General features: G+C 40.6%; 12 protein-coding genes. 4 read left to right on the top strand and 8 right to left on the bottom strand.

The genetic code is table 11. From position 1 onward, the window contains the following. Positions 1 to 19 precede the first annotated feature (19 nt). Complete coding sequence (locus tag ACSKT4_RS12600; protein ID WP_186868038.1) at positions 20 to 385, bottom strand: hypothetical protein; 366 nt, start codon at positions 383 to 385, stop codon at positions 20 to 22. Positions 386 to 697: 312 nt separating this feature from the next. Between ACSKT4_RS12600 and ACSKT4_RS12595 the strand changes: the two genes are divergently transcribed. Then, complete coding sequence (locus ACSKT4_RS12595) at positions 698 to 1,135, top strand: YndM family protein (RefSeq protein ID WP_465823512.1); 438 nt, start codon at positions 698 to 700, stop codon at positions 1,133 to 1,135. A gap of 238 nt (positions 1,136 to 1,373) precedes the next feature. Here the strand turns inward: ACSKT4_RS12595 and nadE are convergent, their stop codons facing one another. From nadE to ACSKT4_RS12565, 6 genes are all read right to left on the bottom strand, one after another. After that, positions 1,374 to 2,201, bottom strand: coding sequence for an ammonia-dependent NAD(+) synthetase (nadE, locus tag ACSKT4_RS12590; protein WP_186868040.1), 828 nt, complete (start codon positions 2,199 to 2,201; stop codon positions 1,374 to 1,376). After that, a complete protein-coding gene (nadD, locus tag ACSKT4_RS12585; protein ID WP_425516469.1) occupies positions 2,198 to 2,845 on the bottom strand; it encodes a nicotinate (nicotinamide) nucleotide adenylyltransferase in 648 nt (215 codons plus the stop codon). The genes nadE and nadD overlap by 4 nt, the downstream gene beginning before the upstream one ends. A gap of 51 nt (positions 2,846 to 2,896) precedes the next feature. Beyond that, entirely contained in the window at positions 2,897 to 4,351 is a 1,455-nt protein-coding gene (locus tag ACSKT4_RS12580) for a nicotinate phosphoribosyltransferase (RefSeq protein WP_186868042.1), read from the bottom strand. 43 nt (positions 4,352 to 4,394) lie between these two features. Next, positions 4,395 to 4,946: a cysteine hydrolase family protein gene (locus ACSKT4_RS12575; protein WP_186868043.1), complete on the bottom strand. Its 552-nt coding sequence runs from the start codon at positions 4,944 to 4,946 to the stop codon at positions 4,395 to 4,397. 59 nt (positions 4,947 to 5,005) lie between these two features. Beyond that, positions 5,006 to 5,812, bottom strand: coding sequence for an NUDIX domain-containing protein (locus tag ACSKT4_RS12570; protein ID WP_211740958.1), 807 nt, complete (start codon positions 5,810 to 5,812; stop codon positions 5,006 to 5,008). A 166-nt stretch (positions 5,813 to 5,978) separates the two neighbouring features. Then, a complete protein-coding gene (locus ACSKT4_RS12565) occupies positions 5,979 to 6,803 on the bottom strand; it encodes a manganese catalase (protein WP_465823511.1) in 825 nt (274 codons plus the stop codon). A 189-nt stretch (positions 6,804 to 6,992) separates the two neighbouring features. Here ACSKT4_RS12565 and ACSKT4_RS12560 point away from each other — a divergent pair, with 189 nt between their 5' ends. From ACSKT4_RS12560 to ACSKT4_RS12550, 3 genes are all read left to right on the top strand, one after another. Further along, positions 6,993 to 7,829, top strand: coding sequence for a manganese catalase (locus ACSKT4_RS12560; protein ID WP_465823510.1), 837 nt, complete (start codon positions 6,993 to 6,995; stop codon positions 7,827 to 7,829). Positions 7,830 to 8,464: 635 nt separating this feature from the next. Next, a complete protein-coding gene (locus tag ACSKT4_RS12555) occupies positions 8,465 to 9,238 on the top strand; it encodes a tyrosine-protein phosphatase (RefSeq protein ID WP_186868047.1) in 774 nt (257 codons plus the stop codon). A gap of 354 nt (positions 9,239 to 9,592) precedes the next feature. Next, entirely contained in the window at positions 9,593 to 10,411 is an 819-nt protein-coding gene (locus tag ACSKT4_RS12550) for a DUF368 domain-containing protein (RefSeq protein WP_186868048.1), read from the top strand. A 295-nt stretch (positions 10,412 to 10,706) separates the two neighbouring features. Here ACSKT4_RS12550 and ACSKT4_RS12545 read toward each other — a convergent pair whose 3' ends face one another. Next, positions 10,707 to 12,080, bottom strand: a complete 1,374-nt coding sequence (locus tag ACSKT4_RS12545) for an amino acid permease (protein WP_186868049.1) — start codon at positions 12,078 to 12,080, stop codon at positions 10,707 to 10,709. Positions 12,081 to 12,106 lie beyond the last annotated feature (26 nt).

Here is a 12,106-nt window from a genome sequence, read left to right as displayed (position 1 = left end):
TTCCTGTTAAATCATATATTTAGCTAAATGTATTTCCACCATTTTGGTTTTGAGCAGATTGTTGGTTTTGTTGTCTAACCTCTTCTGCATCTGTTCCGGAAAAACCAGGTTGTAGGGCAGATTGAGCACCTGTTGCTGAACTGCTAACTCCAGTTGAAGCCTGGAAGCTCTGTTGGGACTGGCTTAATTGTTGGTACTGTTGGATAAGCTGTTGCATTTGCTCAAGCTGTTGTGCAGCATTTTCTTCTAGGTTTGCCATTTGTTGCTGCCCCTCTGAGCCTACTTGACCTTGCTGAAGAGTTTGGGCATTCGTTGCTTCTTGTTGTTCTAACTGTTTTGCAATTTGACTTATTTGACTTAGAATTTGATTCGCATTTTGTGTCATCAAAAATTCTCCTTTCATTTGGCATATCTTTAATTTGCCTTCTATTCGCTTCCTTATCCTATTAAATTTAATTTTTAGCTCCTTTTCTAAAATCTATAACCGAAGTAGCAGCAATGAGGGAATTTAAAAGGTGACCTCGATGAAAGGGAGTTCTTGGTGATAGATGCTGAAGGAAGAGAATCATGAGGAGTAGCTAACGGGTACGGAAGGGGGGAGATTGAGTGCTAGAACGACTGGTCAAAGTTATTAAAGTGCTCTAAGATCTTCAACACTACGCGAAGCTTGCAAAAAATCAATAAGGATGGATGATAAATGAAACATGTCAAAGCATTACTAATCAAATTTATTGCTTCTTTTGTTCTACTTTATATTATACTAGGTGTCATGTATACCATGACATTTGGGGAGGTATTCCTGTTATCGTTAGTTTTAGGGGTAGTGGCATATCTTATCGGGGATCTATTCATCTTACCTAGAACGAACAATCTGGTTGCTACTGTAGCGGATTTCATATTAGCATGGCCAATTATTTATTGGTTTGTGGATGGTATGACAGCTGCTGATAACCCGTTTACTGCTTCATTAATTGCCGCATTAGGAGTAGGGGTATTCGAAGTATTCTTCCACCGCTACTTAGCTAACCAGGTGTTACCAGACCAACAACCAAACGATGGAAACCGAACAAGAAACCTACGCTATCAAACCGAATACGCTGAAGAAATCAGTGAGGATAGACGGAGGGATAAATAGTATAGATATACGTTTGACAAAGTACTCCCGATGAAGTAAAAATAAGCTCCGGAAGTTAAACGTTAAATTGCTGGCTTACTGAGCTATAAAGTTTGGGGTATTTTAACCATCCCTTGCAAGAAAAGACACTGCGGTTACGAGCAGTGTCTTTTCTGTACTGGCGGAAATAGAAGTATTTTCCGGGTTAGCTTCTGTGTACTTAACATGCACTAGAGCATAAGCGTTTTGCTAATTCTTCTTATTTCCACCAATTATCTGCAATGGTAACGGCAGGGTTTCGCTTATGTCTTGTTTTCAAAAATAATTCTTCAATTCTATTTTTACTTTTTTCTGCAACTTCTTTTCCTTCAAGATAATCATCAATCTCATCATAGGTTACGCCTAATGCAACCTCATCTGGTAATGCTGGTTTATCATCCTCTAAATCAGCTGTAGGTTTTTTCGTATATAAATGATCCGGGCATCCTAGTTCTTTTAATAGCAGCTTACCTTGACGCTTATTCAATCCATACAATGGAATTAAGTCACAAGCTCCATCACCATGCTTTGTGAAAAATCCAGTAACTGCCTCACTAGCATGATCGGTACCAAGTACTAGACAGTTATGGCTACCGCCAATGCTATATTGAACCTTCATTCTTTCTCTTGCTTTTTCGTTTCCTTTTAAGAAGTCACTAATGGAAATACCAGCTTCGTTTAGTGATGCAACACTAGCATCTACTGCTTTTTGGATATTAACAGTAAGTACTTTCGAAGGTTTAACAAAATTAACGGCATCCTGGCAATCATCTTCATCAAATTGCTTGCCATACGGTAGACGAACACCAATAAACTGATAGCGGTCTTCTCCAGCTTCTTCGTTCAGCTCATTAATCGCATTTTGGGCTAATTTAGAGGCCAACGTAGAATCTTGTCCGCCCGACATCCCAAGTACATATCCGTTAGCAAAGCTATTCTTCACCAAATATTCCTTTAGAAAATCAACACGTCGTCTAATCTCTTCCTTCGGGTCGATAGTTGGTTTAACGCCTAGCTCTGTAATAATGGTTTCTTGTAGTGTACTCATTTGCTTCCCCTCTTTCGGTATAATTTATGCTCCTGAATATAATTATAACAGCTTGTCGGCAATAAATACCGTGGTTCACCACCACGCGAAAACTCTTCTCGAATATAAGTGGAGCTAATCTCCATGGATAAGCCTTTATCTAGTAATTGGAATCTACCGTCATCATAATTGCGAAGTAGCGGTGACTGGGCAATGGTTGCTAACATATCGATATTGTCTCTTGCCATGATGATAAATTGATTGGATTGGATGAGTTCTTCATCCATCATCCATTTACCAGCTGCGATATCGACCAATAGATCAGCACCCATAATAAAGAATATTTCCGCATTAGGTAGAATTTCCTTGAAATGCTCCATCGTATAGTATGTGTAGGTTTTGCCAGCAGGAGCTGTGAACTCATACGTATCTAATAGAAACTTTGGATTATCTTTAATCGCTAATTGAACCATGGTGGAACGGTGTTTGTCCTCGGTCTGTAATTGTTTATCCCTTCGCTTCCGGGACGAAGGAAGAAAGATGATGAAGTCTAATTTTTTTCGATGCGCAACGGTTGAAGCTGTCCACAAGTGTACATTGGTAATCGGATCAAAGGATGAGCCATATATTCCAACCTTAACTCCTTGTTGAAATAATCTTGCTATATCTTTCTCTGGGTTTAATCTTTGGTAGTACTCCTGGACCTCCGTTGTCACTTACGTCAACTCCCTGATTTTATTTCGCGTACTTTCAATCTTTTTCATTTTAGTTTCCCAAGTTTTCGTACTTAAGTCAACTGGATACTCTTCTGGGTTAATGGTTCGTTTATACTCTTCCCATAATAGTTCTAACTGTTTCGATGCATAGGCCTGAATCTCTGATAAGCTAGGAGCTTCGTAGACTAATTCCCCATTTTGGAAAATATCATGATGTAGGTTAACCGCTTTAAAGTCGGTTACAAATTTACTAATATAGGTGTGTATCGGATGGAACATTTTAATCTTTTCCGCTTGATTAGGGTCTTCATCCTCTAATGTAATGTAATCTCCTTCAGAGTGATGATTGTTTGTGTTAATGATTCGATACACTTTTTTCATCCCAGGGGTTGTGACTTTTTCAGGGTTGGCCGATATTTTAATCGTATCCTCCATTTCCCCGTTCTCATTTTCAATCGCAACGAGTTTATAGACAGCTCCTAATGCCGGTTGATCGTAAGCGGTAATTAATTTAGTTCCTACTCCATAGACATCTATTTTGGCTCCTTGGGCTTGCAGGCTAGAAATGGTCGATTCATCCAAATCACTAGATGCATAAATTTTTGTATCTTTAAAGCCGGCTTCGTCTAATAGCTGTCTAGCTTTTTTGGATAAATATGCTAAGTCTCCACTATCAAGGCGAATACCGAGGAAATTGATTTTATCCCCGAACTCCTTTGCTACCCGAATAGCATTAGGAACACCAGATTTTAACGTGTCGTACGTATCCACTAGAAAGACGCAATCCTTATGTCTTTCAGCATACTTGTGAAATGCGGTATACTCATCCTGATATGCTTGAACCATGGAGTGGGCATGGGTACCTTTAACAGGAATACCGAATAGCTTACCAGCCCTTACATTGCTGGTGGCATCAAATCCACCGATATAAGCAGCACGCGTGCCCCATAATGCAGCATCGAGCTCTTGGGCTCTTCTAGTTCCAAACTCCATTAAGGTTTGGCCATTGGCTACATGCTTAATCCGGGAAGCCTTAGTAGCAATTAACGTTTGGTAATTCACAATATTTAATAGAGCTGTCTCAAGAAGCTGAGCTTCAGCAAGGCTTGCTTCTACCCGAATCAATGGTTCATTACAGAATACTACTTCTCCTTCTTGCATCGCCTTTATCGTCCCTCGAAAACGAAGGTCCTTTAAATAGGTCAAGAAATCCTCTTGATAACCAATTTCTCGTAAATAATCTAGGTCACTATCACTAAATTGAAAGTTCTGTACATAGTTGATAACCTTTTCTAATCCGGCAAAAATAGCATAGCCATTACCAAATGGAAGCTTTCGAAAATATAAATCAAATACCGCACGGCGATCGTGGACATTGTCAGCCCAATAGGTTTCTGCCATGTTAATCTGGTATAAATCTGTATGAAGCATTAAACTATCATCAGTAAAATTCATCAGAATTCCCTCCTTGGGACAACCACCTGCCCCAGTCGCATTATTAGATAACCGTTGCATTTAGACAGCCTGTAAAATGCTCGAGTGCCCACTTGTGACCTGTTTGGTTAAAGCTAGCTACTCCTTTCTCATGGATGACAATGGAATACCCTTTTCCATAGGCATCTACTGCAGTGTGCAGTACGCAAATATCGGTACAGACACCAACGATATGAACCTCTGTAATGCCTCGCTCGCGTAGTAATAAATCTAAATTCGTTCCGACAAATGCGGAGTACCTCGTTTTATCCATCCAGTGTACATGTGGCTTGGTTTTATGTTCTTCAAATACTTGATGAAGCGCACCATAAAGCTCTCTTCCTTTTGTACCAGCAATATTGTGGGGCGGGTATAGGTTTGTTTCCGGGTGGTATGGATCTTGTTCATGGTGCATATCAATTGCAAAGATGACCTCATCCCCATTATCTATAAACTTCTTCGTTACCTCGGTAATATACGTTTCCAATTCCTGACCAGGCTTTCCACAAGTTAACGCGCCATCATCTGCAATAAAATCATAGGTGTAATCGACATTAATTAAAGCTTTCTTTGACATATTGAACACCTCTCCTTTGAATTAGTAATGCCAAAATTACAAATTACAAGCGTTACATCTTATTCATAAATAGATTTGATAACTTCAACATCATTAAATCGATACAGTTGTGATGGGCGATAGGAATTTCTCTCGGTCTTTTTTAAGTTTCCCTTCTCATCATAAACCTTTTCGATGAAAGGCAGTTTAGGGACCTTGGCGAAAAACACCGATTTTGTCGTTATTCTAGGATGATTAGATACGGTCATTAAGACACTTTGTAGCTCAGATAATGTAAATTCCTCCGGGAGAAAGTTCCTCGCAACCTTCGTCTCGATCAAATCCCGTTCAATAAACGCTAAGGCATCGGTGATAATATCGCGGTGATCGAAGGCTAAGTCCAATTGAAAAACTTCATCAATAGTAAACAATTGTACTGCTTGAGCGTCATCGGAAGCTTTTCGGCTGGCCAATTGTTTCTCAGGTACGATGGCATAATGTGCATTGGCGATAATCCAGCCCCGTTTATCTCTGCCAAATTGATCATAAACACCAAAGTGCTTTAAGAATATCCCTTGAATACCGGTTTCCTCGACTAGTTCCCTCTCGGCAGCTTGTAAGGCCGTCTCTTGTTTATTCCCATCGATGAATCCCCCAGGAAGCGCCCATTTCCCACCTTCAATATTTGGCTTTCCTTCTGCATTGTAGTCAGAACGCTTAATTAGCATAATCTTGAGTTGTTTGTTCACGGTTTTTTTCGTGTTCTTCGTTCCATCATCTTCGGTGGTGATGGTAAATACGGCAATATCACTAGTATAGCCATCTGGTGTCATGTATTTACTGGAATCATATTGTTCCAGTGCTTTATCTTGATTATAGCTTCCCATCTTTTCACCTCAATAACACAAACAAGTAATTTGTAATTCATTAATTACTATTTATTATAACGTAAATGGTATGAAAGTCAAGACCAAGTAAACAAAGCAGCATGTATTCCAGAAAACGCCCTTTCTGAAATACATGCTACATATCTGCCTCTATATGATATTGCGCCTACAATGGGGATGGTGGAGTTCCATGAATGTGTGGAGGAGCAGGCTGTAAAAAAGGTATTTGACCCATTGCCTGTGGCTCACTAATATATTCAAATTCAGCTTGCCCATCCATGCTTTTTCCGGAAGCCCACCGACCTTGCCTGCTTTCTTCTCCTTTAGAGAAGTTCATAAAGGAATAAGACACTTCTTGTTTTTCATATTGTTGATTAAAGGTGGCTGGGACAATTGGTTTTTGTTTCTGCTCTAATTCTTCAATCGCAGCCATCCACTGATTTTGATGCATCGTATCACGTGCGATTAGGAAAGATAGCATATCTCGTACACCTTTGTCATCTGTCATTTCGTAAAGGCGAACCACTTGCAAACGCCCCTGTGATTCCGCATTTAAATTCGCTCGAAAGTCAGCAAGAAGATTCCCACTTGCGATAGTATAGCGGGAGGTCCAAGGATAACCTTCACTATCATCCGGTCTTGCTCCAAGGCCGGAAACAATAGCGTGCTGTGGGTTCATTCCTCCCATTACAGCACCTATGATTGGATCTTTAGCCGCGTTTTCCTGATCCTCTACAGGGGCATTATCCAATAATTGGGCAATCATCGTTGCTAGCATTTCCACATGTGCTATTTCCTCAGTTCCAATGTCTAAAAGCATATCACGATATTTTTGTTCCCCCCTACAATTCCAGCCCTGGAACAAATACTGCATCATGACGGATATTTCGCCAAATTGTCCCCCTAAAACCTCCTGTAGCTTCTTGGCATAGACAGGATCTGGACGGTCCGGCTTGGCGTTATATTGCAGTTCTTTAATATGATAGAACATTTCAATCACTCCTAGATATATGTATAGGGTTAGTATGTTCTTTTTCAAAAGGGATATTCTCTAAACTTCCTGTACAAATAATGATTGGAAAATAATTTATAAAAAATATGGGAGACATACTATATTTGCCCAGTTCTTTCATAGAATGGTTAAGAATAAATAGCATAAATTTGAGAAAGGGTTGGTTTGATGTTTTACCACATCAAAGAGATGCAATACAATGCAAAACCAAGCTGTCCTGATCCCCAATATGCCAAGAAGCTTCAAGAAATACTTGGAGGACAATTCGGTGAGATTTCGGTTATGATGCAATACTTATTCCAAGGTTGGAATTGCCGTGGAGAGGAAAAATATAGAGATATGCTATTAGATGTTGGAACAGAAGAGATGGCCCATGTGGAAATGTTAGCAACGATGATTGCTAGATTACTTGATGGCGCCCCTGTTTCAGCACAAGAAGAAGCAGCTAAAGACCCAATCCTAGAAGCGGCAATGGGAGGAATGAACCCACAGCATATTATTGTGTCAGGTCTCGGGGCAACACCAACCGACAGTGTTGGTTATCCTTGGAACTCCCGTTATACCATAGCAAGTGGAAATTTACTTGCCGATTTTCGTGCCAACTTGAATGCAGAATCACAAGGGCGACTCCAAGCGGTACGTTTATACGAACTTGCAGATGATCCAGGCGTGAAAGATATGCTTTCCTTCCTCATCGCTCGCGATACGATGCACCAAAACCAATGGTTAGCTGCAATCGCAGAATTAGAAGCACAGGATGGAAAAGTAGTTCCGGTTACCTTCCCACGCAACCTGGAGAAACGAGAATTCGCCTACAAATTTATGAACTTCTCAAGAGGAGAAGCAAGCAAATTTGGGCGTTGGGCTAGCGGCCCAAGTATGGACGGCTGCAGCACCTTCCAATACGTCGCACAACCAGAACCTCACGGTGGCTTAGTAGGCCAGCAATTAGCCCCACTATCCATCCACGACACAGTCCCAGGACCAAAGCCAAATATTTGCTAGCGAAGAAATGCACTCGCAACCTTAAGTGGTGCGAGTGTATTTTTTTTTGTGTGGGAGGTTTGAGAAATCGCGCGAGAATGTCGAGAGTTCGCGCGAGGGGTCCGGGAAATCGCGCGGTGAGTCCAAGAAACGCGCGGCAATCCCGAGAAACGCGCGCGAAGTCCAAGAAATCGCGCGGGAACCGCAGAGTCTCGCGAAAAAGGCAGGAGGCCGCGCGGAAAAGCCAAGAGCGCGCGAGAAGTGGGGGAAATCGCGCGGCAATCCCGAGAGTTCGCGCGAGAAGTGGGGGAAATCGCGCGAGAATCCCGAGAAACGCGCGGGAAGTCCAAGAAATCGCGCGAGAACCGCAGAGTCGCGCGAAAAAGCCAAAAGCCCGCGCGAAATTCCCGAGACTCCGCGCGAAAAACCCAAGAATCCGCGCGCGACTTTGATCCCAAGCTTCTCACCCCCCTTTAAAATACTTCATCTAATAAATCAAGCTCTATAAGATGAGCATTCCACTACGTCCAATTCATACTCAAATTCTCTTCCCATTAACAATTAAATTAATAAAGACTTAACATTTATTCTGAAACAAATTTTTCCACTATTCTTGTATAATAGAATTAATTACATAAGAGAGTTGGGGAGAACAGATGAAACAAGTTGTACGTGAAAGAAAATTAGAGGGTAGCTTTAATTTCCGTGAACTAGGTGGCTATGAAACGATGGATGGACGTCACGTTAAGTCGGGGAAGCTTTATCGTTCAGGGAATTTAAGTGCTGTAACAGAAGCTGGTATAGAGGTATTAAAGGAATTAGAAATTAGCGCCATTTTGGATTTGCGTGATGAGGACGAAATTAATAAGTATCCAGATCCAGACATTGCTGGTGTAACGTGGAATCATGTCCCGTTGATTAATGATGACAAGGTAGTAAGACAGCCGGGGGATCTTTCTCAATTTGAAAATAAGTTGCTTAACAGTAAGCCTGGGGAAATGCTAGTTAATTTGAACCGCCAGTTAGTATCCAATACTACTGGACTTCGCCAAGTCATCCAACTATTACTAGATAATCGTGGAAAACCGATCCTGTTCCATTGCATGGCTGGGAAAGATAGAACAGGAGTAGTAGCCGCGACAATCTTAAGCTTACTAGGCGTTCCTCGTGAAATAATCATAGAAGACTACTTATTGACAAATAAGGCACAGAGTGAAATTGAAGCAGGATTCGAAGCGATCGGTCATACTATGCCAGACGTTATCGATAAAGAAACAGTTAAAGCTATATTTGAAGCAAGGTTGGAATATATCCAAGAATTCTTTAAAGAAATAGAAGTACAGTATGGAACGGTAGATTCCTACCTAGTAAACGGCATTGGATTAAAAGAAGAAGAAATAGCGTTATTAAGAGATTTTTATTTAGAATAAGAAATAAAAGACAAGTTCCTTCCTACTATATATGGAGAATCAATACAAGAAGAATAGTAATTTACATGGTCACTAAACTGGCGAATAGCCCTTTCTATTCTATTACCAACTGCACCTACCTTGCCACCATCTAGCAAAAACAGGTGCAGTTTTTCAATACTTCGAAGCTGTTTTTGGAATATTATGTTAGTATTAAAGTAATATAGAGGTAGGGAATGCGCTATATACATTAATTGCAATCTTCCTTTGTGCAGGGAGCTACCTTCTTCTGTTATTAGGTAGTAAGTAACGACTTGGTAGTACGCATTTCGAATAAAGTTCTCAGAAAAAATAACTCATTTAGGTGTTGAAATTATGATTGGAATAATGCTTCGGGGCATGGCGGTAGGGATTACAGAAACAGTCCCTGGAATAAGCGGTAGTACGGTCGCTATGATTTTGGGAATATATGAGCGTCTAATTTATTCGTTAAGCATGTTAACAACGAATCGAAGAAAAGAGGTATTACCTTTTCTCGTTATGTTCGGCGTTGGGATGGTTATCGGATTTGCCTTTTCTATCATTCTGCTTAACTACTTATTAAAAACCCATCGTACACCGACGCTTCTATTTTTTGGTGGAGTTATTGTAGGATTTTTACCTTATCTTTGGAAAGAAACACTCCAACACCACAAGACTAAGCTTAAAGCAAAGCATTACATAATCATTCTCTTCTTTCTTGGCATGGTGGTATGCGGGCAATTATTAGGGGAGATGACCAACATCGATTTGAATCATCTGTCGTTTGTTGATTACATATTCTTTGTCCTTGTAGGTTTTATTGCTAGTACTGCTCTTGTACTCCCAGGAATAAGTGGTGCGTTAATTCTCACTATATTTGGCGTATATGAAATTGCAACAGACTCCCTATTCTCGCTAAATATGCCAGTGATCTTAACAATTGGTTCAGGTATCGTGTTAGGGGTACTACTGACGAGTAAACTCATTCGCTATTTATTAACACATTACAAAGTCGAAACCTATGCAGCAATGATTGGACTAGTAAGTGGTTCGATTTACGCTATTATAATGAATCTGGATGGTGTAGTGGATCGGTCAACCATCATACTATCTGTGATAACTTTTCTTGCGGGTGTCGCCTTGTTAAATCTATTGCAGAAAACCCAGCATTAAAAGGCGTACAACCTGGTAAAATTTATGAAATACTGAAAAAGACGCCTGAAATCCTGAAAGGTAGCGCTCAAATCCTGAAACACCCCTCCAAATCCTGAAGAATATGTCAACTAGACGTTTTTGTACAAAAATATGCCACAACATGGTCTCTCTTTACTTGGCGAGTCGCAAAATATCAACTTGGCATTAGGAAGGGTGCTTTGACCATTAATCCATAAAAATAAACTAATCCCATCACCAATTAATTGTGATGGGGTTAGTTTACTTCGCTTAGTACCAATTGAGGTAGCCGTCTCTATTTCATTAAACTATGTCGTTTTCCATAAGCAAAATAAATGATTATACCAATCAAGAACCAAATTGCTGAAGCAACTAGCGTTTGATTCGATAGCTGCATCATTAAAAAGATGCATAATACAAATGATAAAATCGGAATAACCGGAAATAATGGGACCTTAAACCCGCCAGTTGGGATAGTGTTATTCTTACGCAGGAATAACACCCCTATGGATACAATAGTAAAGGCTAGTAACGTACCTAAATTCGCCATCTCCGCCAGCTTAGATAATGGAATAAATCCTGCACAAAATGCTACCAAAATAGCAAAAATCCACGTGCTAAAAACCGGCGTGTTGCGGGCGTTTAGTTTACTCATGCTTCTTGGTAATAGCTGATCACGCCCAAGTGCAAATAGAAGCCTTGTCCCACCGTAGAGCAGTACAAGAATAACGGTAATCATCCCCGCTATAGCCCCTAGTGAAATAAACCCAGCTACCCAATTTTGATTCACCATTCCCATTGCAAAACTAACTGGGTCACTAACATTCAACTCGGTATAAGATACCATGCCAGTCAACACGAGTGATACCGCAATATATAATCCTGTACAAACAAGTAAGGAGCCGATAATTCCGATTGGCATGTTCTTCTGCGGATTTTTCACTTCTTCAGCAGCTGCTGATACCGCATCAAAGCCAAGATAGGCAAAGAATACTAATGCAGCACCAGAAAAGATACCATTCCAGCCATACGGCATAAATGGTTGCCAGTTCTCCGGACGAACGTAGAAAAATCCAACTACAATAAATAGCAAAATGACGAACACTTTGACAAATACCATTATTTTATTTAAACGAGCAGATTCCTTCATGCCATAGGTCAACAAGAAAGCCAAGGCCAGCACGATGATAATGGCAGGCAAATTAACATAGGTACCCTCTTGTGGCTGGAAAGGTCCAGTTAGTGCTTGAGGAATCGTAATATGGAATCCCTCTAATAAAGAAACAAAGTATGCGGACCATCCAGTTGCAACAGAAGCTCCAGCAAGGCCATATTCCAACACAAGTGCCCAGGCTACAATCCAAGCAACAATCTCACCAAATACAGTATAGCTATACGTGTAGGCGCTTCCTGTAACTGGTACAGAGGAAGCGAACTCGGAATAACACATCGCCGCAAAGGAGCACACAATAGCGGCAATAATAAAGGAATAAATAATAGCAGGACCAGAATGCAACGCAGCCACCGTACCAGGCAATATAAAAATACCAGTACCTATAATAGCCCCGACACCTAGCATGATTAAATCAAATCCACCTAATGTCCGCTTTAATTGAACGTCTTTTTTCTCTAGTAGATCATGGATGTTTTTCTTTCTAAGCCTATTCACATTAAAACCTCTTTTTCCGTTAGTAA

The sequence above is a fragment of the Ornithinibacillus liuyingii genome (genome assembly GCF_055550225.1).
This window is presented reverse-complemented; position numbering and strand designations above follow the sequence as displayed.